The sequence below is a fragment of the Corallococcus sp. AS-1-12 genome (assembly GCF_020036995.1).
GTDB lineage: Bacteria > Myxococcota > Myxococcia > Myxococcales > Myxococcaceae > Corallococcus.
This window is the reverse complement of sequence record NZ_JAIQDD010000039.1, coordinates 36,870-61,284: the sequence shown is the minus strand read 5'-3', so window position 1 is coordinate 61,284 and position 24,415 is coordinate 36,870. Positions and strand designations below refer to the sequence as shown.

Genomic DNA, 24,415 nt, shown 5'->3' with positions numbered 1-24,415 from the left:
GCCAGCAGCGCCGAGAGCGCGAACGACGGAAGCGTGAGGCTTCTCTCGGGAGCGGCGGCTAAACCGGAAGCGGATGCTGGGTCCCCAGAGTCCCCTTCCCAATAGCCTCGCCAACCCGGGCGAGCTTCCTGCCGCGGGGAACTCCATCCGCGTGAGGGCCTCGCTCATTCCGCTGGTCCCCACAGCCCCAGATGCCGCCAGCGAAATCACGTTCTTCCTCGACTCATCGAGCATTGATGGCCTTGCCATGAACATGCCAGTCGAGGGGGCAGCGGACAGTCCGCAGGATCTCCAGTTCGAGGAAAGCAAGAATCCAGGCTACGTCGTCGAGGACAAGAACAAGCTCAGGACACCAGAAGGCTCGTACTCGACCCATGCCTACGCGATGGTATCCAGCTTCGACTACGGCTCTTACGGCAGCATCCGGGCGGTGGCCAAGTTCCCGGACGGCAGGGTCATCCAGTCCGTCGTCCTCGCGAAAGTCTATGGAGGAGGAACCGATCCTGAACTTGCACTCAACGAATCCTTGCGGATTCCCAGGCGCGCCGAGAACTCGAAGATCGCCAGAACATGGATCGAAATGAAAGGGGCCTTCGATCTTGGAGATGATGACGACAGTGAACTCCTCCCAGGAGGCCGTGGCCATCGAGATCCAAAAGAAGGGGGCGACGGCCTGACGCTTCAAGAGGAGTACCGAGGTTTCATCATCAACGGAAGCCACTCCAGGACCAATCCTGATGACGTTGACTACTTCCTCGTCAACCGGATTGGCACCCCTCCTGGCATCGTCGCTGGAATCAACCGCTTCGCCAGTGTCACCGGGATCAAGGTCCACCAACTCAAGGAGACAGAAGGCAACCTCTCGAGTCGTCTCATCAATGCAAATCATGGTGAGGTTGCCCATCGCAACAACCAACACTTCGTTATCTTGAGATGGCTCACCGATGGCAGTGGCACTTCAAAAACCCCAGGCGGGGCAAGTACTCCTGGCAACATTGAGTACGTCGGCATCTCAACCAACCTGTCTAATTCTGCGTCGCAGCCAGAACTATTTGAGCACACCGTTGCGCATGAACTTGCCCATTCCGCCAATGTCCCCCATCACGGCGAAGGCGGGTTCCTCAAGGTCCAATGGACGACGACCGTGGATGACGGAATTCCAAGCACCTACGAGTACGTCCTTGATCCACAAAACTACGCTCCAGGAGATATCGTGGAGATGCTCTATTCTCCCTCTTCGTTGCGGCAGACCAAGATGGTCGAAGAGTCCACAACGAAGATTCAGGAACTCAATGTGGCCGCCAGATGTGCAGAGGACGGGACACAGAGTGTCTTCAGCGGGGCTCATGACTGCCTGATGCGTTATTCAGCGCAGGCGTTGATTCGACCGAATCCGCCAGGGAACCAGCACATTCGGTACTCGCTGGTTGGCCAGTACACTGAGCCTCTTGGGCTGACATTGTGTTCCACCACGGAGGGGACAGGGTTCAATGGGTTGGGCGAGAACCGTCATGGGCCCGCAGCATCGGGCAGAGGTGAATGCATCAAGAAAATCTGCGTCAATGACAGGCACAACCACCCCAAGTGGTTCGGTGGCACGGAGTCCGGCCCGCCCTGTCGTCGAATGAGGACCACCAAGTAGCTTTGGGTGGAGGAACTGACCTCGCTTCTGCGTTTCCCCCACAGGCGCTGAAGGCCTGTGGGGGCGGCTTCACTACAGGTTCAGCTCAATGTTTCACGGCACTTGAGACAGACATCCCCGCCCTGCTCCACCGCTTCGGAATACACCCAGCAGCGCGGGCACTTGGTGCCCAGGGCTGGAAGCACATCTGCGGAGAGCGCCGCGCCGTCACCGAAGGTCCGTGAAACATCCAGCGCCTTCGCGGCCTCTGACGGAGACTCCACCAGCTCCACCTGGCTCACGATGAACAGCCCCGGCAGCTCCGCGAGGTGCGCCTCCAGCAACTCCCGCACCGCGCCCGTGGCGCTCAGCGCCACACGGGCCTCCAGCGAAGCGCCGATGCGCTTGTCCCGCCGCGCCACCTCCAGCACGCCCTGCACCGCGCTGCGCACCGCGAAGAGCTTCGCGTAGCGCGCCTCCAGCTCCGGCGGCATCGTGGCCTTCACCTCCGCGAAGCCCGCCAGGAACACGCTCTTCGCGCGCTCGCCCGGCAAGTGCTGCCACGCCTCCTCCGCCGTGAAGCTCATCACCGGCGCCAGCAGCGGCAGCAGCACCGTGAGCACCTCGTGCAACACCGTCTGCGCCCCCCGCCGCGCGGGCCCGTCCTTTTTCGCCGTGTAGAGCCGGTCCTTCAGGATGTCGAAGTACACGGCCGACAGGTCATTGGCGCAGAAGTCCACCACCGTCGCGTAGACGAGGTGGAACTCATAATCCTCGTACGCCTGCCGCACTCGCGCGGCCACCTGCGCCAGCCGTCCTCGCGCCCACTGGTCCAGGGGCAACAGCGCGTCCGGCGCCACCGCGTCCTTCGCCGGGTCGAAGTCGTGCAGGTTGCCCAGCGCGTAGCGCAGCGTGTTGCGGATCTTCCGGTAGCCCTCCGACAGGCCCTTGAGGATGGCGTCCGACAGGCGCACGTCGTTGCGGTAGTCGCTCGCCGCCACCCAGAGGCGCAGCACCTCCGCGCCGTACTGCTGGATGACCTTGTCCGGCGCCACCGTGTTGCCACGGCTCTTGGACATCTTCTCGCCCTGGCCATCCACCACGAAGCCGTGCGTCAGGCACGCCTTGTAGGGCGCCACGTCGCGCGTGCCCACCGACACCAGCAGCGAGGAATGGAACCAGCCCCGGTGCTGATCACTCCCCTCCAGGAACAGGTCCGCCGGCACGCGCTGCCGCTTCGCCAGCACCGCGGACGCCATGCACGCCGAGTCGAACCACACGTCCAGGATGTCCGTCTCGCGGTGGAACTCGCCCTTGCCGCAGCGCGGACACGTGAAGTCCTGACCGAGGAACTCCTTCACCGGCGTGCGGTACCACACGCCCGCGCCCTCCTTCTCCACCGCCGCCGCCACCCGCTCCATCACCTCCGGGGACACCACCGCGTCGTCGCACCCGTCGCAGTACGCGATGGGAATCGGCACGCCCCAGCTCCGCTGCCGGCTGATGCACCAGTCCGGACGGCCCTCCAGCATGCCGCGGATCCGCGACTGTCCCCACGACGGCACCCACCGCACCTGGTCCACCTGCTCCAGCACCACCTGCCGGAACGTCCGCGTGCCGTGGAACGGCGCGTCCATGGGGATGAACCACTGGTAGGTCGCCGCCTGGATGACCGGCTGGTGGCAGCGCCAGCAGTGCGGATAGCTGTGCGTGAGCGTGTCCGACCTGTCATTGAGCAGCGCGCCCCGCTGCACCAGCAGGTCCAGCACCGCCGGGTTCGCCTCGAACACGCGACGGCCCGCGAGCACCTCGCCCACCGTGTCGTCGTAGCGGCCGTCCGCGCGCACCGGGTTGTAGATGTCCAGGCCGTACTTCAGGCCGACCTCGTAGTCCTCCTGGCCATGCCCCGGCGCCGTGTGCACCAGCCCCGTGCCCGCGTCCAACGTGACGTGCTCGCCCAGCACCACGCGCCCCTGCCGCTCCAGGAACGGGTGCTGATACGTCACGTGCTCCAGGTCCTCGCCCGTCGCGTACGCGAGGATGCGGGATGGGTCCACCAGCGCCGGGGACGACACCTCACCCGTGGGCAACTGCACGTGCTTCACGGCCAGCTCGTCCGACTTCACCTCCGCCAGCACCTTCGCCAGCAGGTCCTTCGCCACGCAGAGGACGCGGTCCTCCAGCCGGTAGAACACGTATTCGAACGACGGGTTCACCGCGATGGCCAGGTTGGCCGGCAGCGTCCACGGCGTGGTGGTCCAGATGACGAAGGACACGCGCTGCCCCTTCAACTGCGGCAGCTTCTCCACCAGCGCCGGCCCCGCGTCGAAGGCCACGTACGTGGACGGTGACGTGTGCTCCGCGTACTCCACCTCCGCCTCCGCGAGCGCGGTCTGGTCCTGGAGGCACCACGCCACGGGCTTCTTGCGCCGGTACAACATGCCCCGGCGCGCGAACGCGGCCAGCTCGCGGACCTCCTGCGCCTCGTAGCTGAAGTCGAGCGTCCGGTAGGGCGCGTCCCACGTCCCGAAGACGCCCAGCCGCTGGAACTCCGCGCGCTGGATGTCCACGAACTCCAGCGCGTACTCGCGGCAGCGCTCCAGCAGCGCGTCGCGCGACAGCGTGCGCTTGTCCAGCTTCTGTTCCTTGAGGCGCTTCTCCACCGCCTGCTCGATGGGCAGCCCGTGGGTGTCCCAGCCGGGGATGAAGTCGCAGGGACGTCCGGAGAGGTTCCGGAACTTCACCACGATGTCCTTCAGCACCTTGTTGAGCGCATGCCCGGCGTGCAGGTGGCCATTGGCGTACGGCGGCCCGTCCGCCAGCACGAAGGGCTCACGGCCCGCGTTCTTCTGGAGCAACCGCGTCCACACGTCCTGCTCCCGCCACCAGGCGAGCAGGCGCGGTTCGAGCTGGCCCAGGTTCCCCTTCATGGGGAACTCCGTGCGCGGCAGGTGGACGGTGGCGTCGAGGTCCTTGCGGGAGGGGGCGTCGCTCATGGCTTCAGCGCCCGTAACACCCTCCCGCCGGTCCTTCAATCACAGCCAGGGGCTCACTCGTCGTGGTCGTCGTGGTCGTGCGAGTGCGGCTGGGGCGTGGACTTGCCCTTGCCCTTGGGACACTTCTTCGCGCACTTCGCCTTCGCGGCCTGGAATGCCTTGGTGCACTTGTCCGTGCAGTTCCTGTCCTTGGCGGAGCACTTCTTCACACAGGCCTGCATCGTGGGGCCGGCGTTGATGGAGCACTTCTCGTCGCACGTCTGCGCGAGCGCCTGGGGCGCCACCAGCACGGCTCCCAGCGCCATCAGTCCCAGCCATCCCCGCACCGCGATACGCGTCGTCATGTCACTCCCGTCTTCCGTTGCCCGCTGGCGTCACTCGCCCGGGCGCATGTCATCGTCCGGCGTCGCGGCCCGGCGCACCAGCCGCACCGCCACCGGGCCTTCCTTGGTGACCGCCAGCTTGAGCGAGACCTCCTCCGTGGAGGACTTGAACACGCGGGGTTCGATCTCTTTGAAGCCCGCCTTGGTGAGCACCTCGCGGTAGAAGGCCTCCACGTCCGCGGTCGTCTTGCCCGGCACCGAGTAGCTCACCGTGTGCGCGCCCTCCGTCTGCGCCGTCAGCACCCCGGAGCCGCCGGGGAACACGGGCAGCCCCGCGGGCTGGGGCGGCTTCGCGGCGCCCAGGTTCGCCTGGCCCAGGAACACCGTGGTGGTGTTGTCCGGGTTCACCTGGAGGATGGCCGTGTAGGAGATGAAGTTGCGCGTGTCGATGGCGGTCACCATCGGCTCGCGCAGGAGCTGCGGCTGCTTGTACGCCTCCGGCACCACGAAGCCCCAGGAGAGGAAGCGGTCCACCACGCTCTGGAGGATGACCTGCGCCTTCTCCTTGCTGCGCACCGCGAGCAGCTTCACCGGCACGCCGTTGGCGTCCACCTGCCCCGGCACGTCCACGACGCTGACGGTCTTCGGGATGTCCCAGGTGAAGTTGGCCCGCTGCGCCCAGGCAGGCGCGGAGAGCCCCAACACCAGCACCAGGGCCGCCCCACGAATCGCGCGCATCATCCCGTCTCCCCTAACCGCGGTTCGACCGCGCGGCCTTGACGGACTTGCCCGACTTCGGCCCCGTGTCGCCCTCCGGCTTGGGGCAGCGGGACTTGCACTGGTTGAACTGGGCCTGGAACTTCTGCGCGCAGCGCGCGGAGCAGGTGCGGCTGCTGTCCTTCGCCGCCCCCGGGCTGCTCGGCGCCGGACAGGCGGTGATGCAGGCGTTGAGCGTGTCCCCGTTCTTCGTCGCGCAGTCCGTGTTGCACGAATTGCTGTCCGCGCGCGCGGGGGACGCCGTCAGGCACAGCACGAACGCCAGAACTCCACCCGACAGCAGGCTTCGCATCTTCATCTTCAGCAATCCTTTCCAAGGAAACAGCCGTTACGGTCCAGATAGCCCAGACCGTAGTGGGGCGTGGTGATGCCAATCAGCGCGCCGGGGGACGTGTTCCACAGGTTTCCCAAGGGCGCGGGCTTGAGGGCAAAGGCCTGCATGAATTGGCTCTCCTCACCCGCAGCGCTCATCCAGAAGGTGTTCTCCCGCTGCATCAAGACCAGGGGCGGCAGCGGGTTGAAGAAGAGGGCATCCATCGCCAGGAAGCTGGCGTAGGTCGGGATGGGCAGCGTGGTGGGCTCGTAGACGCCCTTCGTGGCCGTGTAGAACGGCACATTGGTGCACGGCACCGCCAGGTCCTGGAACAACAAGCAGGTGGAGGACTCGACCTCGTTCGACAGGCCCCAGTCATCCACGAGCATGGAGAAGCGGCCCCGGCAGGTGCCGCCCACCGCGCGGCCAATGCCACACACCTGGATGTTGGCGTGGGCCGGGTCCTGGTGCTGCTCCTTGTACAGCCCCGTCTCCGAGGTCTGGTCCAGGTACCGGGTGGGGATGTTCCAGGAGCTCAGGTTCGCCTGGGACGTGCACCCCGTGCCGCCCTCGTCGCGGTACATCAGCCGGGTCAGCACGGGGCCATCCCAGTCCAGCCCCCCGTTGCGGTCGCAGCTCACGCGCAGGTCCGAGCCCCGCGTGAACACCTGCGTGATGGTGTCGCCGCGGTTGACGGACGACAGGCCGTTGAAGTCCGCGTACCGCGCCTGCGCGTCCTCACCTGCCCGCCGCATGGAGTCATGCGCCGAGCCGTAGTCCACGGGGATGTCATGCATCTCCCCGTGCGTGCCGTTCCACAGCGCGGACACGGCGGCCTCCTGCACCTTCAGCGACAGGAAGCCCACCTCCGCGAAGTGGATGCCGAACACCAGGATGGTGATGAACAGCGTGACGCCGAGGGCCGCCTCGACGATGGACTGGCCCCGCGCCTGCCTGCGGTGACGACGAAGGTGGCTGTGCATCACTGGAACCCCCTGAAGCCCACGCGCCGCAGCTCCTGGATGGTGGCGGCGGAGGCAGGAGAGCTGGAACCCAACGTGTCGATTGCGTCCTGAAGCCCCGTCTCATCCGTGTCCACCGGCACCAGCGTGGCGCGCCAGTACGGGTTGAGCAGGTTGGGCGGCTCGCTCCAGTGGGAGACGCCCAGGCTGCGGCCACGGTGGTAGTACGCAATGCCCGTGGACAGCGCCGTCTGGATGCCCAGCGGCGTGCCGTCCGCCATGGTGGCGCTGCGGTTGTCGAACTTGCCCGCGTTCGGGTTCGGGTTGTTGGCCTCGAAGCGGAAGCGGAACGCCAGGTTCCACGGGTCCTGCTGCGCCGCGGGCATGTTGCTGCGGTCTCGCTGGATGACCGCGAAGTTCTTCGGCTGCCCGAAGTTGTTGTCCTCGCCGTTGGGCCACAGCTCCGTCAGGTTGTAGTCCATGAACGGCGGCCAGATGCCCGGGCAGCTCGACGGACCGCCCAGACACGGCGCCAGCATGTGCCGCGCGAAGGGCGCCGGGTCCGTGCCGCCAAACCACATATGCGTGGGCGTGGGCATGACGCCGCCGGAGGCCGCGAACAGGGCGAGCGTCGGCACCGTCCCGCCCACCATCACCGGGCACGGCGGTCCACCGCCATGCGCGATGTGGTTGTAGACGAAGGCCACGGTGCTCTGGTCTTCAGCCGTGACGGCGGGAGCGTAGGGAGGAAAGAGCCCGTACTGGAGGATGGGCTTGCCGAAGTGCGCCGTGCCAGCGGCATGCAAGAGCGTGACGATGTCCGGCGGCGTGATGACGAACGCCAGGTTCGCCTCGTGCGCGATGTACTGCTCGATGGTGCGCGACGTGACGAAGGTGAAGCCGCGGCTGCCCATGGCCGCGTCCACGCTGTGGGCCACCGTCAGCGGCAGCGGGTCACACACCGCGCCTCCACCCAAGCACGCCGTGTTGTCCGCCAGCTCGTTGCGGGAGACGTTGCCCGCGGACGGCGCCAGCCACCCGGCGTCGCGCGGGTTCTTGCCCGGCACCAGGTCCCCCAGGATGTCGTTGGCGAACCCCTGGTTGCCAATCTTGTCCTCGAGGTTCATGTAGTCGTTCAGGGAGGAGGCATACAGCGCGCCCGCCGCCACCTGGTGCAGGCGCATCTGCAGGCCCACCATGGGGTCCAGGGACTGGAAGACGGCCTCCACGCGCAGGTCCTCGCGCTGCAGCTTCGTCATCAGCCGGCCCAGGTCCGACACGCCGCGCGTGCCGCAGCGGCACATGCGGGCGCAGAAGCCGTTGCTCCAGGCGCAGGGACAGCCGGCGATGGCGAAGGCCTGGTAGACGGGCACCCACGCCGCGTAGCCGGCCTTCGCCGCGTTCAGCTCGCCGCGGTAGAGGCTGGCCCAGTTGAGCAGGCTGGCCGCGCCGGCGTTCGCCACCATGTGGGCGATCTCCGCGCGGTTGCTGACGGCGATGGTGTTGAACGTGCGCGCCGTGGCCACCGCGTTCGAGTACGCGGCCGCGTCCGCCACCGTCTGCACCTCGATGCGCTCGCGCACCTTCATGGTGAACGACAGCGTGAGGGCCACCATCAGCAACAGCAGCAACATGCTGAGGACGAACAGCACCAGGGTCTGACCGCGCTGGAGGGGGGAGCGCTTCATCGTTTTCACCGGGGACAGGCCATGGTGGCGAAGAAACGCGACTTCACGGGCGTCATCATTCGCATGGTGAACGTGGTGATGATGGGGAAGACGTACTGCCGGTTGAGCACGCGGTCCGCCAGCTCCGCGCCCAGCTCGCCGTCCAGCACGTGCGACGCCGTCACGTCACTGCCGTTCCAGTTGGCGTTGCGCTCCGGGACGATGAGCGGGTTCGCGTCCGTGTAGGAGCGCAGGCTGAAGTGCGCCAGGAACATGCGCGACATCACCCAGTTGGCGAACGGGATGCGCAGCGGGTACCAGAAGACCAACTGCACCTCCAGCCGCCGCAGGTGCCCCGGCCGGTCGAAGTCGCTGTCCTCCGGGCTGTCCACGCCGCCGCCCGCCAGGTCCCGCTGGATCCACACGATGCTGCGGTTGTGCACGCCGTCCAGGCCCGGGCCCGGACCGCCGGAGCCCGCGTAGCGGTTGTTCATCCGCGCCGCGAACGCCTCCGCCAGCAGCCGGGGCGCGTCCGAACCCGCGCCGCGGCCCAAAGGACCGTTGAGCGACCCCGTCCCCTGCCCCATGAACGAGTGGAAGGTCGGAATCAGCGCCAGGATGGCCGCGTGGGTCATCCGCTCGCAGTCCCCGTGCGCCACGCTGCCCGCGCGCGTCGCCCGGAAGGCCGCGTAGTGCGTCATCACCCGCGCCTGCATCATCAGGAAGAGCTGGAGCGCGCCCAGAATCAGGAACACGACCAGCGGCAGCGACAGGGCGGCCTCCACCAGGGCCTGGCCGGATTCGCCTGCTTCACGGGGGGATCGTGCGCTCATACGGAGGCTCATCCTGCGGGACGGGGGAATCTCGCAGTATCCGTCAAGTGACCGCCGACACACTGCGTCGGGGTCGGAAGGGGGAACCGGGAGTGTCTCAGAGGACGGGCCCGGTGAAAACTTCCTGGGGATGAAATACCCCCAGTGAAACCGTGTAACGACGCTGTTTCAGCGCGGTTTCAGCCCCTTGGCGTCGAGTTGATACTTCTTCACCAGCCGCTCGATGGACTTGCGGTGCAGCCCGCTCTCCCGGGCGGCGCGGGAGAGGTTGCCCTCGCAGCGGGTGAGGACGCTGGTGACGTACTCGCGCTCGAAGTTCTCCAGGAGCAGCTCCTTGGCGTCCTTGAAGGCCAGGTGCTCGTTGAAGGGCAGCGGCCCCTCGCGGGCCTGGCCCCGGACGCGCGGGGGCAGATGGGAGGGCAGTATCTCCTCGCCCTCGGAGAAGGTCAGCACGTGGGAGAGCACGTTCATCAGCTCGCGCACGTTGCCGGGCCAGGCGTAGGCCATGAGCAGCCCCAGGGCCTCCGCGGAGAAGCGCTTGCGGCCGTGCTTCTCCACCACCTCCGGCTCCGCCAGCGCCTGCTTGAGGATGAGCGGGATGTCGTCCCGGCGCTGGCGCAGGGGCGGCAACTGGATGTGGATGACGGACAGGCGGAAGTAGAGGTCCTCGCGGAAGTTGCCCGCGGCGATCTCCTTCACCAGGTCGCGGTGGGTGGCGGCGATGACCCGGCAGTCCACTTCAATGACGTCGTTGCCGCCCACTCGGCGCACCTCGCGGTTCTCCAGCACGCGCAGCAGCTTGGGCTGCAGGTCCAGGCGCAGCTCGCCCAATTCGTCCAGGAAGATGGTGCCCCCTTGCGCGCGCTCGAAGGCGCCGGGGCGGCTGGACGTGGCGCCGGTGAAGGCGCCCTTCTCATGGCCGAACAGCTCGCTCTCGATGAGGTTGGGCGGGATGGCGCCGCAGTCCAGCACCACCATGGGGCCCTTCTTGCGGCCGGACAGCTCATGGATGGCGCAGGAGACCAGCTCCTTCCCGGTGCCCGTCTCCCCCTGGATGATGACGGACACGTCCATGGGCGCGATGCGCTTGATGAGCCCGAACACCTGCCGCATCTTCACGCTCTGGCCCACCATGCCGCACAGCTCGCCCTCGCGGTCGGGCTCCACCGCCACCTCTTCATCCAGGGGGGCGAAGGTGATGACGGAGGAGCCGGCGCGGATCTGCGAGCCCGGGGACAGGTAGGCCCGTTCAATCCGGCGGCCGTCCAGGAAGGTGCCGTTGGTGGAGTTCAGGTCCACCAGGAGGTGGCCGCGCTCGGTGTACTGCACCTCGAAGTGGTGGCGGCTGGCGGTGCGGTCCTCCACCAGCACCAGGTCGTTGCCCGGGTGCGCCCCGCAGCGCAGCCGCTCCTTGTCGCTGACCATGGAGCGCCCGGTGTCCGGACCGGACGTCACCACCAGCCGGCACTTGTGCAGCTTCACGCTGGCGCGCGGATCCACCACCAGCGTCTCCCCCAGGAGGGGGGACTGGGAGGACAGTTCGAGGCCGACGTCTCCGGGGTTGGTGTGGATGTCGTCGGGATGCGGGTTGGGTGCGGTCATCAGTGAACGCGAGGATAGCAAAGGGTGCCCACGCGCCGTGCCTCCACGCCCGTGCGTGCTAGTGTCCCGCGCCCCGCATGTCCCCCCGAAAAGCCCAGCCGAAGAAGGCGCCCGTCCCGCCTGGCGCACAGGCACCCGAGCGCGGTGACGCACCGCGACCCAAGCGGCCCCGCGCGAAGAAGACCGTGGCCATCCTGTCCCGCAAGCGCTCGCTGTACTCGACGCGCCGGCTGGTGGAGGCCATCAAGGCCCAGGGGCACCGGGCGCTCGTGTTCGACACGCTGCGCTGCTGCCTGCTGCTGGCGCGCGGCCAGCCGCGCATGACCTACCGCGGCGCGGAGGTGAAGGGCGTGGACGTGGTGATTCCGCGCATCGGCGCGTCCATCACCGCGTACGGCCTGGCGGTGGTGAACCACTTCGAGATGATGGACGTGCCCGTCCTCAACCCGCCCACGGCCATCGCGCGCAGCCGCGACAAGCTGCGCGCGCTCCAGTTCCTCGCCCGCGCGGGCCTGGACATGCCCAAGACGGTGATGGCGCACGACCGCGGCAACGTGCGCAAGCTGGTGCAGGAGGTGGGCGGACTGCCCGTCATCATCAAGCTGATCAAGGGCACCCAGGGCGTGGGCGTGATGATCGCCCACACGCTGCCGGAGGTGCAGACCATCCTCGACACCTTCTGGGACCTGGGCCAGGAGATCGTCCTCCAGGAGTTCGTCGCGGAGAGCGAGGGCCGCGACGTGCGCGCGCTGGTGGTGGGCGACACCGTGGTGGGCGCCATGCGCCGCAAGGCGAAGAAGGGCGAGTTCCGCTCCAACATCCACCGCGGCGGCGAGGGCCGCGCCATCACCCTGCCCCCGGACTACGTGGAGGCCGCGGTGAAGGCGGCGCGCATCATCGGGCTGGAGGTCGCGGGCGTGGACATGCTGGAGGGCCGCGAGGGCCCGCGCCTGATGGAGATCAACTCCAGCCCCGGCTTCGAGGGCCTGGAGGGCGCCACCGGCAGGGACATCGCGGGCCACATCGTGGAGCACGCGTTGGTGTACGCGGGGACCCGGGCCAGCGTGTTGAGCACACGGGCGGGCCGCGCCTCGTGATCAACCCGTGGTGTTGGAAGCAGGCGCGCGAGCAGCACCTGCGTGCCTGCCCGCCTGCTCCATGGCGTGCGTGCGGGGATTCACGGTGCGCACGGTGCCTTGGATGCTCCTCAGGAATACGGGAATGCCTTCGGGCGTGGATTGTCCGTGGGTGTTGGCAGCGGCGGGGATGCGCCTCTAATCTGGCGACCCCCGATGAAAACGCTGCACAAGCCGCTGCAGATCACCGTCTACCAGGATGTGCTTTGTGCCTGGTGCTACCTCGCCGACCAACGGTTGGAGGTGCTTCGCCAGGAGTTTGGCGACGCCGTCCGCTGGAGCGTGCGTCCCTACCCCCTGCGTCTGCACGACGTCCTGCCCACGGAGCGCGAAGTGCGCGGGCTGGTGGAAGAGGTGAAGCGCGCGCAGCGCGAACCCGACCCCACGGCCTCGCTGCTCTCCACGGACCTGTGGCTGGGCGGTGATCCGCCGCGCTCCAGCGTGCCGGCGCTGGCGGCGCTGGAGGCGGCGCGGTTGCAGGGGCCGCAGGCGCGGGCCTTCCTCGCCCGGTCCATGCAGCGCGCCGCGCTGGAGCAGGGCGTCAACGTGTCGCGCTCGGATGTGGTGTTCGAGCTGGCGTCGCGCGTGGGCCTGTCCATGAACCAGTTCTCCGCGGCCTTCCGTTCGGAGGAGACGCGCCGGCTCATCTACGACGAGCACCGGCTGGCCGGCAGCCGCGGCGTGCGCGGCGTGCCCACGCTGGTGATTGGCGGCCGGTGGATGCTGTGCGGCCTGCGCGAGCTGTCCGAGTACCGCGAGCACATCCTCGCGTGCCTGGGCAAGGTCGCCGTGCCCCGCTCGGGCTCCTCCGAGCGGCTGGTGCACTGAAGAGCGTCCCCGCGCGCGCCTTCGCCCCGTTCGCGAAGGCGCGCGTCCCCGCGTCCCGCGGCCCTCAGCCCGGGAAGGACTCCGCGTCGTCGCGCGGGGAGCGCAGGCACAGGAACATCCCCGCGATGAGCAGTTGGGCCAGCGCCATGCCGGGGATGAAGCCCACGCAGCACGCGAAGACACCCGCCAGCATGGCGGCCGCCCCCGCGAGCCCCACGCCCAGGATGCCCAGGCGCTGACCGCGCGCGGCCTCCCAACTGCGGCGCAGCACCTCGAGGGGAGAGGGCGGCGCGTCGCTATAGGCGAGCTCCGGCTGGACCAGGTAGAGCGGCAGCGCCAGGTACATGAGGGGCCCCACCAGCACCAGGAACCCCAGCCCCATCACGCCGAAGATGGGCACCAGCGCGTTCCAGAACTGCTCGGAGGAGGAGCCCAGGTCCACGCCGCTCATCAGGCCCGTGCCCACGAGCGCGAGGATGCCCAGGAAGGACAGCAGGGCCAGCGGCACCATCACGATGACGAAGACGAGGAGCATCGTCAGCGTGTAGGGGACCGCCTTGTGCATCTGGCTGAAGAGGCGCGCCACGTCCGCGCGGCCTCCGTGCAGCACGTCGAAGCACACGCGCAAGAGCCCCAGTTGCACCAGGCCCTGCACCAGTTGCTGCGCCACGAACCCCACCCCGCCCAGCACCATGGCCACGACGACGCTGTCCGCCGCCGCGCCAATGCCCGTGGCCACGTTGAGGAGCAGGTTCGCGCCCAGGGACACGCCCAGGTAGATCAACACCGCGAGCGACAGCATGCCCCACTCGCGCTGGAACGCGGGCCAGCACACGTCCCACAGCTTGTTGAAGGTCCACGTCTCCCGGCTCAGCGGGAACGTGGCGCCGGAGCGCTCCCGGCACGTGGGGCAGCGCGGTGACGCGCCGTCCTGGCTGCACGCGTCGCACGTGAAGTTGCCACAGCGGGCGCAGGTGCCCGTGGCCTCCCGCCCCGGGTGCAGCGCGCAGGACGCCCCCATCGCGCGTCCGAAATCCACATCCGACATCCGCATGCCTCCGAAGGCGCGGCGCCCCCAGAGGGCCGCGACCCGGGTGTCATATCAGGCGGGCCCCTCCCCTTCCCGGCGGGCGGGCAGTCCGGGTGAATTTCCCGGGCGGCCGGCCGTCATGGGGGCAGAGGTTGCGGAGCGGGACGCTTTGAGGGTCCACTTCCGCGCCAGGAGACTCCTCATGAACCGCTTGCTCGCCCTGGTCGTCCCCGTGGCCCTGCTGATGGGGACGGGCTGTGTCGTCGAGGCCCACTCGCACCGCCCCGTCCGCCGCGTGGCCTACGTCGCCCCCGTGGCGGAGTACCGGTTCGCCGGCGCGCACCCCGTCCCCGACGACTACGGCGGCGGCTGGTGCCCGGAGGACTACGCCCACGTCCACGACTACGAGCCGCCCTCGACGTCCTACGTCTACACGGACAACGTCTACTACTACCGGGGCCCGACGGTGGTCTGGTACTGGGACTACCACCCCACCCCCAGCGGCGCGTACTGCAACTTCCACGGCCGCCACCAGCACGACTTCTACCCGCACGGCTCGTGGGGCGCGGGCTACTCCTACGACCGCGGCAGCCGGGGCTACCGCTGGAGCAACAGCCACTCGGCCTCCGCGGTCCCCGGCGGCCGCAACAACGTCGGCCCCTCGCGGCCCGCGCCGGCCCCCGTCAACCAGGGCCGCAACCCGCCCCCCGGCGGCACGGGCACCGGCGCCCGGCCTCCCAGCGGCTCCGGCTGGGGCCGCGGCAACAGCGTCGCCCCCTCCAACAACTCGCGGGACAACGACCGGGACCGGGACAATGACCGGGACAACGGCCGGAGCAGCGGCGGCTGGGACACCCCGGCCAGCAAGAGCCGCGAGAAGGACAACGACCGGGACAACAACCGCGGCAACAGCGGCAACAGCAATGGCCGGAGCAGCGGCGGCTGGAGCAGCCCTCCCAGCGGCAGCAGCGGCAGCAGCGGCAGCAGCGGCAGCAGCGGCGGCGGCAATGGCCGCGGCAGCGGGAGCGGCAACAGCGGCGGGGGTTGGAACACCGGCAAGAGCTCCGGCTCCTCCGGCAGGAGCGGCTCGGGCTGGTAGGCGCTCCGCGTCCCCCTCCCTGGCGTGACCCGCGGCACCGGGCGTCCGCCTTCCGTCTCCAGCGGAAGGCCGGCTCCCGGTGCCGACGTGTTTTCAACACCCGGAGGGCCCGGTGTCCGGGGTGTCCGGCCCGCGGGAGCAGCGGTGCGTCTTGAAGGGGACGGACGCCACCCGGGGACGGATTGCGTGCCCCCCGAGCCGTGAAGATGTTGCCGCCCGATGAAACACTACATTCGGGCGGCGGGTGGTGCCGTGCTCGGGCTGTTGGCGATGGCCTGTGGCGACGGCGGCTTCACACCGGACCCCGGCGTGCGGACCGAGGACGCCGAGGCGGTGGACCTGGAGAACCTTCGCATCCTCGTGAGCGGCGAGGCGCGCGTGTTCCCGGAGGCAGAGGGCATGGCCTCGGCGCCGGCGTCGCTCACCGGGATGGCGCTCACCGTGGAGGAGCCGCTGCGCGTGGCCGTCAACGACGCGGCCGCCACCTTCGCCACCGGCGAGGTGTCCGAGGACGGCGCCTTCCGCATCACCGGCGTGCCCGTGCGCGACGTGCACCAGGGGCTCGCGGTGGGCCTCTCGCACGACGGCCTCGTGCGCAGCACCACGCTCGTCTACGACACCGCCTTCACCGGCACCCGTCCGCGCACGGACATCATCGACGCGCACGCGTGGGCCCTGCCCTCCGCCTTCGTGGATCAACTGGGCGCCGCCGTGGGTGCGCCGCGCCTCCAGGTCCACACCGGGGACGCGGCGGTCACCCTGGCCTCCGCGGGCTTCGTGCTGGGGCGTGTGGTGGACCTGAACGGTCAGCCCGTGAGCGGCGCGCGCGTGGCGCTGGACCGCGCCGAGCTGGCGGACCGCGTCTACTACCCGTCCGCGGACCTGACGTCCGTGGACACCGCGGGCACCGCGGCCCACGGGCTGTTCCTCTTCGTGCACTCCGGCGCCGGGGTGTCGTCCTTCCAGGTGTCCGTGGAGGGCACCAGCGCGTACGTACCGCGCAACGTCGACGTGGGCCCGGGGCTGGGCGTCGTCCTCACCGTGTATCCAGGCCGCTACGCACCCTGACCCAACCCTGGACAGGTCGGACATCCCCGCCTAGAGCGGACATCCCCCAACCCCGGCGTCCCATTGCCGGGGGGGGCGCCGACACGAGATGTTGTGGCAGGATGCAGGGCTGGCGTTCCGGGGGGACGCGGATGATGAGCGGCCGATCCATGCCACGAAGCACGGCGATGGTCCGTGCCCTTGCGCGCAGCTCCGCGGTGGCCGCCTGCCTGGTGGGGCTGCTGGTGCTGACGGGCTGGGCGCTGGACGTCATGCTCCTCAAGTCCATGGGCGCCGCGCTCCCGGCCATGCGTCCCAGCGCGGCGCTGGGGTTGCTGCTGGGTGGGGCCGCGCTGGGCCTGAGGCTGCGGGCCACGCCCTCCCGCTTCCAGCACCGGCTGGGCACGGCGCTGGCCCTGACCACGGCGCTGCTGGGCGCGGCGAGCCTGGTGGACGGCGTCATCACCGGAGGCACCGGGGGCCTGGACGCGCTGTTCCTGCGCATGCTGGGCGATGCCGGCGGCGCGGCGCCCGGCGTCGCGTCCTCGCCCCTGACGGCGCTGTGCCTGATGCTCCTGGGCCCGGCGCTGGCGCTGGTGGACCGGGGCCACCCGCAGCGGCTGTCATGGTCGGATGGGCTGGTGGTGCTCGCGCTGATGGCGGCGCTGACGGGGCTCAACGGCTTCCTGCTGGGCCCGCTGGTGACGCCCTTCGCCGCGCCGTTCTTCCAGGAGCGCAGCATGGGGCTGCACACCACCTGCGTGCTGATGCTGCTGGCCATGGGCACGCTGTGCGCCCGGCCGGAGCTGGGGCTGATGGCGCGGCTCACCCGGGACACGCTGGGCGGCTTCGTGGCGCGGCGGCTGGTGCCGGTGACGCTGCTGGGGCCGCCGGTGCTGGGGCTGACGCTGGTGCTGCTCCACCTGACGGGCGGGCTCAGCCACGACGCGAAGCTGCCCCTGTTCGCCACGGTGGTGGCCGCCGGCGGCGTCACGCTGGTGCTGCTGGCGGCGCGGGCGCTGGACGTGCTGGACACCGAGCGCATGCGGGCCACGGCCGCGCTGGAGGCCTCCGAGGAGCGCTTCCGCACCTTCCTGGACACCGCGCCGGACCCCATGGTGGTGGTGGACGCCACCGGCCGCGTGCGCTTCGCCAACGCGGAGGCCGAACGCGTCTTCGGCTACCGGCGGGAGGCCCTGCTGGCGCGCGAGGTGGAGCTGCTGGTGCCGGAGGGGCTCCACGGCCCGGCCGCGCCCGGGGAGGGTCCGGAGCGCGCCCGGGGCGGGCGGCTGGTGTCCGGTCAGCGGCAGGACGGCACCAGCGTGCCGCTGGAGGTGCGGCTGAGCCCGCTGCCGCTGGAGGGCGAGGACGACGCCACGCGCATCGCCATCCTGCGCGACGTCACCGAGCGCCGGGACCTGGAGAAGCTGCGCGAGGAGTACGTGGGGCTCATCTCCCACGACCTGCGCAACCCGCTGAACACCATCAACCTGCGCGCCCACCTGCTCCAGCGCGCGCTGCACGAGCGGAAGCTGGAGCGCGAGGGCCACATGACCCAGGCCATCATCCACAACGTGGAGTGGATGAGCACGATGATTGAAGAGCTGCTGGAGGGCTCGCGGCTGGAGTCCGGCCGGGTGAACCTGCGCCGCGAGGCGCGCGACCTGGGCCGCTTCCTGGAGGAGGTGCTGGAGCGCGACGTGCCGCCCGACGCGCGCGAGCGCTTCCGGCTGCACCGGCAGGAGCCGCTGCCGCCGGTGCCCATGGACGCCGCGCGCATGGAGCGCGTGGTGACCAACCTGCTGACCAACGCGCTCAAGTACAGCCCCACGGGGACGCCGGTGGACGTGCGGCTCTCCGCCGTGCACGACCACGCCGTGGTGTCGGTGACCAACCAGGGCGCGGGGCTGTCCCCCCGGGACGCGGCGCGCCTGTTCGACAAGTACTACCGCACGGAGGACGGCCGCTCGGCGGACGGCAAGGGGCTGGGGCTGGGGCTCTACATCAGCCGGCTCATCGTGGAGGCCCACGGCGGCCACATCTGGGTGGAGAGCGAGCCGGGCCGGGGCGTCACCTTCTTCTTCAGCGTGCCCATGGAGTCCCCCGCCGTCCCCACGGTGCCCGAAGCGCTGCGCCAGCGCGCGGGCTAGCGCGGCGCGAACCAGCGCGGCAGCCAGTCCGCGCCCTTCGCCGTGGTGAGCCGCGTCTGGCCGGTGCCGTCCGGGCGCATGAGGTACAGGTCGGTGTCGCCGTCGCGCTCGGACACGAACACCAGCGCCTTGCCGTCCGGGCTCCACGCCGGCATGTCGTCGCGGTGCCGCCCGTCCGTCAGCGCCACCGGCGCGCCTCCCGCCACGTCCGCCACCCAGATGCGGCTCCTGCCGTCCTCAAGCCGGGCCACGTACGCCACGCGCCTGCCGTCCGGGCTGAAGACCGCCTCCCGCTCGTCTCCCGCGAAGCCCTCTCCGGACACGGCGCGCAGGTCCGAGCCGTCCGCGCGCACCAGGTACACGCGCTCCTTGCGCTCGCGGTTGCTCACGAACAGCAGCCACTTGCCGTCCGGGCTCCACTGCGGCGTCCGGTCCTCCATGTAGAACGTGGTGATGCGGCGGGGCTCGCCCGTGCCGTCCGCGCGGAAGACGTAGACCTCCGGGTCGCCGTCCCCGCTGCACACGCACGCCACCTCCGTGCCGTCCGGGGACACCGCGGGCTCGAAGCAGCCCGCCTTCACGTGCGTCAGCCGCGTGTCCACCGCGTTCGCCCGGGGCAGCACGCGCACCACGTCGCTGAAGCCCTGCGCGTCGGACTCCACGGCCAGCCACGTGCCGTCCGGCGCCCAGCTCGCGTTGCGCGCCCGGGGCCGGGGCGGATGCAGCGCCACCTGGGGGCCTCCCTGGAGCGGCTGCAGGCGCAGTTGCTGGAAGACGCGCCCGTTCGCCTCGCCCGACGCGATGACCAGCAGCGTGCGGCCGTCCGGCGACGGCGGGCCGGGGTACTCGTCCTCCGGCGCGGAGGTGACCTGCGTCTCCTCTCCGGCGGGCGTCACCCGCCAGACGTCCTTCTGTCCCGCCCTCTCGGAGAGGAAGACGATGGTGCCCGGCAGGGCCCGCCGCTCCGCCTCCGACAACGCGCCGGGCGCCGGGACCGCGGCGGCGCCGCCGCAGCGGCCCTGACAGCCCATGGCGCCCAGCAGGGCGAGCACGGCCCACCCCCGCCGTGCCCGCGAGGGCCCGGAACGCTTCCGCTGTTCAAGGCCCTCGTGCATCACGTCAGCGCACCCGGACGGCGTCGGCCATGACCACGTAGCCCGGGGTCGTCCAGCGGCTCAACTGCACCTTGTTCCAGCCGGCGGAGAAGCTGTACGTGCCCAACTGCACCCACTTGCCGCCGTTGGTCTGCTGGTTGACGGACACGCGGCCCACCTCGGAGCCCGCCGCGTTGTAGGCGATGAACGGCGCCGTGGTGGAGCGGTTCGTGCCCTCGACCCACCAGGCGTCGACGGTGCGCGTCTGCGCGGTGGGCAGGTAGAACTCGAACGTGGCCGGCGCGGAGATGGCCTCCGTGGCCGCGTAGTAGTAGCCGCTGCCGTAGTAGCCGGCGCTGTAGCCGTCCGACCACGCGCCCGTCAGCGAGAACCTCGCCTTGGACGCGTCGTTGTTGGCGCTGTTGCTGTCGATGATGATCTCACCGGACGGCGTGGCCGTGCCGCAGTAGCTGTTGATCTTGCTGAGGTACGTGGACCACGGCCAGTTGGGGCCCGGGTCCGTGCGCGTCGCCGGCTGCAGCTTGCCGTGCGCCACGATGTGGTAGCTGTCCTTGATGATGGCGTTGTCGCGCGCGATGTCGCACGACAGCTTCGCGGACGCGTCAATCTGCCCGGCCGGGAAGGACGACTGGCTGGCGTAGCCGCCGTGCTCGATGCCGATGGTGAAGTGGTTGGCCTGCACGCCGTTGAGCCAGCACTCCTTGCTGCTGTTGAGCGAGCAGTCGTACGTCGCGCCGATGTGGTAGGCGCGGTTCGCCTCGCGCACCAACTGGGAGATTTCGCTGCCGCTCTCGTTCACCACGTAGTGCGCGCTCACGCCCGCCGCGCTGTTGGTGAGCCAGCTCCAGCACGAGCTGTAGCTGCCCTCACAGGTGTGGATGATGATCATCGACGGGTCGCCCGCCGCGCCCGACGTGCGCGTGCCGTAGTTGCCCGTGGGCGCCGGCCGCCAGATGGACGCCGCGTAGTCCGGGCCCGCCGCCATGGCGCGCACCTGGGGACGCTCGAACTTCGCCTCCACCTTCACCGGCTCCAGCGACACGGCCACCGAGCCGTCCTGGTTGAGCGCCACCGCGCCCTGGTTCAGCACCGAGTACACGCCGCGGTGCACGTGCTCCGCCTGCGCCTCCGGGAGGGTGATGCCGCTCAGCTCGGCCACCACCGGCGCCCACGCGGCCAGGTCCCCGCGCTCCACGTTCGCGTCCGTGGCCAACTGGGACAGCCGCGCCGCGCCCGCGCGCACGTTGGACAGCGCGTCCGTGCTGGCCGCCTCCACCGTCACGCCCGCCAGCGCCGCGCCCCGCGCCAGGTGCTCACCGCGCAGCGCCATCAGGCCGAACGCCGGCTCCTGGCCCGGGAACTCCGCCTCGCCCCGCACCATCTGCCAGCGCGTCTCCGCGTAGGAGACCGCCTTGAGCAGCTCCGCCGGGACGTTGAACTCCTGGGCGGCCTGCGCGAACAGCGGGTCCAGCTCACGCGGCAGCGCGCTGCCGGCCGTGTCCGTGGAGGGCTGCGACGGCGTCTCGGCCGGAGGGGCCTCGGTGGGCTGCTGCGCCTGGGGACCGCACGCGGAAAGCACCAGGGCCACGGCGGCCGCCGCGAAGGGATTGCGGAAGGTTGACATGAGGGGACTCCAAAGTCGGGGGAGGAACTGCGCGCCTTCTCAGCACCGTGCGTGCCAGCCGCCTCCAACCCGTCACCTTCGTCCAGTTTTCTTCCGCGACCGGTGCATGCATGCTCCACCCGCACTCGGGGCGCGGCGCGCCTCGTGACCTCAAGCACCTGAAATCACGGAATTACCTACATCCCTGGACCCACTGTTTCACCCGGAGTCCGGCGTGGTGCATGGATGCCGCACCGCCGTGTTTCAGGACATCCATGATGTAACGTTTTGTTACATCATTTCTTGTATCAATCACTATTTGAACCCTTGGCGGATGGGGGGGCGGGAGGCCATCCGGGCGCGCACCGCGCTGGAAGGGCCGACATGGGGCCGGGGCATCCGCTATGACGCCAGCATCATGCGGCTCTTCGGTATTGGCGACACGCACCTGCCCTCCACCCGGCAGAAGGACATGCACCGCTTCGGCTGGACGGACCACCCGCTGCCCCTGCAGCGCGCGTGGGACGAACGGGTGCGGCCGGAGGACGCGGTCATCGTCGCGGGGGACATCTCCTGGGCCACCCGTCCCCACGAGGTGATGGAGGACCTGGCGTGGCTGGACGCGCGGCCGGGGCGCAAGGTGCTGGTGCGCGGCAACCACGACTACTGGTGGGGCGACTCCGCGTCCAAGCTGCGCAAGCTGCTGGAGCCGTTCCGCACGCTGGAGGGCTTCCTGCACAACAACGCCTTCGTGCTGGGGCCGTGGGTCATCGCCGGCACGCGGCTGTGGACCGCGCCGGAGGCGCCGCCCATGCCCGGCGGGGAGATGGGCGACGAGCAGGGGGACTCCGGCTACGTGGAGCGCGAGACGCGCCGGCTCTCCACGTCCATCGACGATGCGCTCAAGAAGGAGGCGGCCCACCCCACGCCGCTCACCCGCATCGTCGCGGTGCACTTCCCGCCCGTGTACGCCAACGAGCGGGCCACCGCGTTCAGCGCCCCCATCGAGGCGTTCGCCCCCAAGGTGTGCGTGTACGGCCACCTGCACTCGAGCGGCATCCCCGCGGGCTTCACCGGCGAGCGGGCGGGCGTGCGCTACGTGCTCGCGTCCTGCGACGCGGCCGGCTTCGCGCCGGTGCTGCTGGACGAGCGCTGACGGACGCCGGGCCCGGAGTCACGGGGGCTCCAGGGAACCCGCCGCGTCGGCCCGGGCACCGGACATGGCGGGTCCTGGCGGGTGTGACGCCCGGTGAAACGCTTTGTCGACAGGTGAAGCGGGGCCGTTAAGCTGACCGCCGGGTTCGCTCGTGAACCAAGGAGTGGAAGTCATGCCGTCGGACAAGGCCGAACTCGCCGCCCGGATCGCCAGCCTCCAGCAGGGGGACTCCATCCGTGGGCTCATCTTCAAGTCCGTCTTCGGCCTGGTGCAGCAGCACGCGGGCGCCATCGGGATGGAGCAACTGCGCGTGGGGGAGCTGAACCACGACTTCGCGGAGCTGCGCTCGTACCCGGCGCGGGAGTTCCTCACGCTCCTGTACAGCGCGGCGGACGTGCTGGAGGGCGCGCTCGGCCCCCAGGACGCGGTGTTCCACGCGTGCGGCGAGGTGAGCATCACCCGCTACTCCACCGGGCCCGGGATGCTGGTGTTCGGCATCATCTCCCGGGGAGACCCGCAGAAGCTCTTCGCGGGCGCGCAGATGGCGTACAGCGCGGCGGTGTCCTACGGCAACCGCGAGTACCTCACGACGGGCCCCAAGTCCGGCACCCTGCGGATGCGCCGGGACATGATGCCGCCCGCGTACCACGTGGGCATCCTCACCGGCTCGCTGAAGGTGCTGGGCTTGACGGGCAAGGTCACCGCGAAGCCGCAGGGCATCGACCGCGTGGACTACGACATCGAGTGGGCCTGAGGGCTCAGTCCACGCGGGTGTAGGTGACTTCCAACTGCGCCACCACGCGCTCGCCCACGGACGCCTGGCAGGCGAAGGTGTGGTCCGCGCCGCGCACGCGGGTGCGGCGCGCGCCGAACACCACCGTCTGGCCCGCGTAGGCCAGGCTGTCCGCGGACAGCTTCACGTCCCCGGCCACGAAGCGGGCGCCGGGCGCGTGCTCCAGCGCGCGGCCCAGCGTGGTCGCCATGCGCGTCATGCCGCCCGCCACGACGGCCACCGGCATCACCGGGTGCATGGCGAAGTGGCCCTTGCACAGCTCCGGGGTGACGACGAGCGACGAGCGCATCATGTCGCCGTCCATGCGGAAGTCCTGGAGGTCCAGCGGCTTGCTGTACGGGTTCTGCCGCAGCTTCGCCCACTCCTCCGGGGTGCGCTGCACGGTGTCCGCGGGGCGCGGCTCGCGGCGCATCTCCTGGCGCGCCTCGCCGAACAGGCGGGTGAAGGCGGCGGCGGACAGCACGTTGTAGTCCACCTCCAGCTTGAACAGCGGCGTGCCGTCCGAGGCGGACAGCAGCGTGCGCGCCGTGCAGGTGCGCTTGCCGGTGTACTCCGCCTGCGCCAGCGCCCAGAGCATGTCCGAGGCGCGCTCCTGCGGGGCCGGCTGCAGCCACTGACCGCGCGCCGCGCTGGCCAGGTAGAAGTGCTGCCCGTCCTTGGGCGCCACCAGCGCCGCGCCGCACGAGCCCAGGATGGCCAGGTGACGGCCCGCCTCGCCCAGGCCCAGCGGCATCGCCTCCGCGTCCGGCGCCATCTGCACCGGCACGCGCGCCACCACCTCGCCCGGCAGCACCGTCACGTCCTTCAGCGCGAAGTACGGGTCCCGCACGCAGATGCGCGGGTACAGCTCCTGCGCGCTCAGCACCGTGTACGGCGCCGCGTCCGACAGCGGCATCCGGGGCTCGGCCATCCACGGCATGACGGACTTCACCGGAGAGACGACCGGGGACGACACGGGGGCGGGGGCGATGGCCTGGAGCATGAAGGGCTGACCTCGTTTCAGACGCCGGGTGCCGGGGGACACCTGGCCGCAGGGTAACCAAGTTCTGTTACATCGGGGCAGTATTTTTCTCTGCCCCGCGAAAAGATTCTCGATTCATCGGCGGAAGAGTTGCTGCCCTGACGTATTTTTCTATTCGAGCCGGAAAAAGACGGCCGGGGGCGGTGCAATCTGAAGCAGGCAAGCCCCTGCGTAAAGGGCTGTCTGGCACCCACTTGTAGACACCCCTGGGTCTGGATAACCCCTCCCCCGGGAACGTTGCCCATGTCTTTTCAAGGGGTTACGGGGCGGAATAAACCTCAAGACCCGCAAAACACGTGCATCACACCCCGAGCAGTTATTCTACTCCCGGGGTGAAGTCCCC

General features: G+C 69.8%; 20 protein-coding genes. 8 read left to right on the top strand and 12 right to left on the bottom strand.

Translation table 11 applies throughout. The annotated features are described in order from the left end of the window. The first annotated feature begins 151 nt into the window (after positions 1-151). On the top strand, positions 152-1,642 hold the full coding sequence (locus K8556_RS35970; RefSeq protein ID WP_223744643.1) for a hypothetical protein: 1,491 nt from the start codon (positions 152-154) through the stop codon (positions 1,640-1,642). 80 nt (positions 1,643-1,722) lie between these two features. Here the strand turns inward: K8556_RS35970 and ileS are convergent, their stop codons facing one another. The 8 genes from ileS to K8556_RS35930 form a co-directional block, all read right to left on the bottom strand. Beyond that, a complete protein-coding gene (gene ileS / locus K8556_RS35965; RefSeq protein ID WP_223744642.1) occupies positions 1,723-4,617 on the bottom strand; it encodes an isoleucine--tRNA ligase in 2,895 nt (964 codons plus the stop codon). Between the two features lie 53 nt (positions 4,618-4,670). Then, on the bottom strand, positions 4,671-4,961 hold the full coding sequence (locus K8556_RS35960; protein WP_223744641.1) for a hypothetical protein: 291 nt from the start codon (positions 4,959-4,961) through the stop codon (positions 4,671-4,673). Positions 4,962-4,991: 30 nt separating this feature from the next. Beyond that, a complete protein-coding gene (locus K8556_RS35955) occupies positions 4,992-5,681 on the bottom strand; it encodes a hypothetical protein (protein ID WP_223744640.1) in 690 nt (229 codons plus the stop codon). 10 nt (positions 5,682-5,691) lie between these two features. Then, on the bottom strand, positions 5,692-6,015 hold the full coding sequence (locus K8556_RS35950; protein ID WP_223744639.1) for a hypothetical protein: 324 nt from the start codon (positions 6,013-6,015) through the stop codon (positions 5,692-5,694). A 2-nt stretch (positions 6,016-6,017) separates the two neighbouring features. After that, positions 6,018-7,013, bottom strand: a complete 996-nt coding sequence (locus K8556_RS35945) for a TadE/TadG family type IV pilus assembly protein (protein WP_223744638.1) — start codon at positions 7,011-7,013, stop codon at positions 6,018-6,020. After that, the gene (locus tag K8556_RS35940) at positions 7,013-8,680 is read right to left on the bottom strand and encodes a pilus assembly protein TadG-related protein (RefSeq protein ID WP_223744637.1); all 1,668 of its coding nucleotides are present in this window, start codon (positions 8,678-8,680) and stop codon (positions 7,013-7,015) included. The genes K8556_RS35945 and K8556_RS35940 overlap by 1 nt, the downstream gene beginning before the upstream one ends. Before the next feature lie 5 nt (positions 8,681-8,685). Then, the gene (locus tag K8556_RS35935) at positions 8,686-9,492 is read right to left on the bottom strand and encodes a TadE/TadG family type IV pilus assembly protein (RefSeq protein WP_223744636.1); all 807 of its coding nucleotides are present in this window, start codon (positions 9,490-9,492) and stop codon (positions 8,686-8,688) included. A 168-nt stretch (positions 9,493-9,660) separates the two neighbouring features. After that, positions 9,661-11,094, bottom strand: coding sequence for a sigma 54-interacting transcriptional regulator (locus tag K8556_RS35930; protein ID WP_223744635.1), 1,434 nt, complete (start codon positions 11,092-11,094; stop codon positions 9,661-9,663). 77 nt (positions 11,095-11,171) lie between these two features. On the opposite strand from K8556_RS35930, the gene K8556_RS35925 reads away from it, so the two are divergent. Next, the gene (locus tag K8556_RS35925) at positions 11,172-12,191 is read left to right on the top strand and encodes a RimK family alpha-L-glutamate ligase (protein ID WP_223744634.1); all 1,020 of its coding nucleotides are present in this window, start codon (positions 11,172-11,174) and stop codon (positions 12,189-12,191) included. Between the two features lie 195 nt (positions 12,192-12,386). Next, positions 12,387-13,058, top strand: a complete 672-nt coding sequence (locus K8556_RS35920) for a DsbA family protein (protein ID WP_223744633.1) — start codon at positions 12,387-12,389, stop codon at positions 13,056-13,058. Positions 13,059-13,122: 64 nt separating this feature from the next. Here K8556_RS35920 and K8556_RS35915 read toward each other — a convergent pair whose 3' ends face one another. Next, entirely contained in the window at positions 13,123-14,106 is a 984-nt protein-coding gene (locus tag K8556_RS35915) for a hypothetical protein (protein WP_223744632.1), read from the bottom strand. Positions 14,107-14,290: 184 nt separating this feature from the next. On the opposite strand from K8556_RS35915, the gene K8556_RS35910 reads away from it, so the two are divergent. From K8556_RS35910 to K8556_RS35900, 3 genes are all read left to right on the top strand, one after another. Beyond that, on the top strand, positions 14,291-15,187 hold the full coding sequence (locus K8556_RS35910; protein WP_223744631.1) for a hypothetical protein: 897 nt from the start codon (positions 14,291-14,293) through the stop codon (positions 15,185-15,187). A 219-nt stretch (positions 15,188-15,406) separates the two neighbouring features. Then, positions 15,407-16,255, top strand: a complete 849-nt coding sequence (locus K8556_RS35905) for a carboxypeptidase-like regulatory domain-containing protein (RefSeq protein ID WP_223744630.1) — start codon at positions 15,407-15,409, stop codon at positions 16,253-16,255. Between the two features lie 167 nt (positions 16,256-16,422). Beyond that, the gene (locus K8556_RS35900) at positions 16,423-18,384 is read left to right on the top strand and encodes a cell wall metabolism sensor histidine kinase WalK (protein ID WP_223744629.1); all 1,962 of its coding nucleotides are present in this window, start codon (positions 16,423-16,425) and stop codon (positions 18,382-18,384) included. Here K8556_RS35900 and K8556_RS35895 read toward each other — a convergent pair. Beyond that, on the bottom strand, positions 18,381-19,427 hold the full coding sequence (locus K8556_RS35895; protein ID WP_223744645.1) for a tolB protein precursor protein: 1,047 nt from the start codon (positions 19,425-19,427) through the stop codon (positions 18,381-18,383). The genes K8556_RS35900 and K8556_RS35895 overlap by 4 nt on opposite strands. 76 nt (positions 19,428-19,503) lie before the next feature. Next, positions 19,504-21,123 (bottom strand): N-acetylmuramoyl-L-alanine amidase, encoded by a 1,620-nt coding sequence (locus K8556_RS35890; protein WP_223744628.1) that lies wholly within the window; start codon positions 21,121-21,123, stop codon positions 19,504-19,506. A 397-nt stretch (positions 21,124-21,520) separates the two neighbouring features. On the opposite strand from K8556_RS35890, the gene K8556_RS35885 reads away from it, so the two are divergent. Together K8556_RS35885 and K8556_RS35880 are read left to right on the top strand one after the other, a co-directional pair. Further along, complete coding sequence (locus tag K8556_RS35885; RefSeq protein ID WP_223744627.1) at positions 21,521-22,258, top strand: metallophosphoesterase; 738 nt, start codon at positions 21,521-21,523, stop codon at positions 22,256-22,258. 172 nt (positions 22,259-22,430) lie between these two features. Beyond that, entirely contained in the window at positions 22,431-23,012 is a 582-nt protein-coding gene (locus K8556_RS35880) for a DUF2378 family protein (RefSeq protein ID WP_223744626.1), read from the top strand. A gap of 4 nt (positions 23,013-23,016) precedes the next feature. Here the strand turns inward: K8556_RS35880 and K8556_RS35875 are convergent, their stop codons facing one another. Then, the gene (locus K8556_RS35875; protein WP_223744625.1) at positions 23,017-24,033 is read right to left on the bottom strand and encodes a hypothetical protein; all 1,017 of its coding nucleotides are present in this window, start codon (positions 24,031-24,033) and stop codon (positions 23,017-23,019) included. Positions 24,034-24,415: the final 382 nt, after the last annotated feature.

Excerpts from the sequence above, each read along its gene's own strand:
- ileS (WP_223744642.1), bottom strand. The coding sequence starts at position 4,617 with ATGAGCGACGCCCCCTCCCGCAAGGACCTCGACGCCACCGTCCACCTG.
- K8556_RS35960 (WP_223744641.1), bottom strand. The coding sequence starts at position 4,961 with ATGACGACGCGTATCGCGGTGCGGGGATGGCTGGGACTGATGGCGCTG.
- K8556_RS35955 (WP_223744640.1), bottom strand. The coding sequence starts at position 5,681 with ATGATGCGCGCGATTCGTGGGGCGGCCCTGGTGCTGGTGTTGGGGCTC.
- K8556_RS35950 (WP_223744639.1), bottom strand. The coding sequence starts at position 6,015 with ATGAAGATGCGAAGCCTGCTGTCGGGTGGAGTTCTGGCGTTCGTGCTG.
- K8556_RS35945 (WP_223744638.1), bottom strand. The coding sequence starts at position 7,013 with ATGCACAGCCACCTTCGTCGTCACCGCAGGCAGGCGCGGGGCCAGTCC.
- K8556_RS35940 (WP_223744637.1), bottom strand. The coding sequence starts at position 8,680 with ATGAAGCGCTCCCCCCTCCAGCGCGGTCAGACCCTGGTGCTGTTCGTC.
- K8556_RS35935 (WP_223744636.1), bottom strand. The coding sequence starts at position 9,492 with ATGAGCGCACGATCCCCCCGTGAAGCAGGCGAATCCGGCCAGGCCCTG.
- K8556_RS35930 (WP_223744635.1), bottom strand. The coding sequence starts at position 11,094 with ATGACCGCACCCAACCCGCATCCCGACGACATCCACACCAACCCCGGA.
- K8556_RS35925 (WP_223744634.1), top strand. The coding sequence starts at position 11,172 with ATGTCCCCCCGAAAAGCCCAGCCGAAGAAGGCGCCCGTCCCGCCTGGC.
- K8556_RS35920 (WP_223744633.1), top strand. The coding sequence starts at position 12,387 with ATGAAAACGCTGCACAAGCCGCTGCAGATCACCGTCTACCAGGATGTG.
- K8556_RS35915 (WP_223744632.1), bottom strand. The coding sequence starts at position 14,106 with ATGTCGGATGTGGATTTCGGACGCGCGATGGGGGCGTCCTGCGCGCTG.
- K8556_RS35910 (WP_223744631.1), top strand. The coding sequence starts at position 14,291 with ATGAACCGCTTGCTCGCCCTGGTCGTCCCCGTGGCCCTGCTGATGGGG.
- K8556_RS35905 (WP_223744630.1), top strand. The coding sequence starts at position 15,407 with ATGAAACACTACATTCGGGCGGCGGGTGGTGCCGTGCTCGGGCTGTTG.
- K8556_RS35900 (WP_223744629.1), top strand. The coding sequence starts at position 16,423 with ATGGTCCGTGCCCTTGCGCGCAGCTCCGCGGTGGCCGCCTGCCTGGTG.
- K8556_RS35890 (WP_223744628.1), bottom strand. The coding sequence starts at position 21,123 with ATGTCAACCTTCCGCAATCCCTTCGCGGCGGCCGCCGTGGCCCTGGTG.
- K8556_RS35885 (WP_223744627.1), top strand. The coding sequence starts at position 21,521 with ATGCGGCTCTTCGGTATTGGCGACACGCACCTGCCCTCCACCCGGCAG.
- K8556_RS35880 (WP_223744626.1), top strand. The coding sequence starts at position 22,431 with ATGCCGTCGGACAAGGCCGAACTCGCCGCCCGGATCGCCAGCCTCCAG.
- K8556_RS35875 (WP_223744625.1), bottom strand. The coding sequence starts at position 24,033 with ATGCTCCAGGCCATCGCCCCCGCCCCCGTGTCGTCCCCGGTCGTCTCT.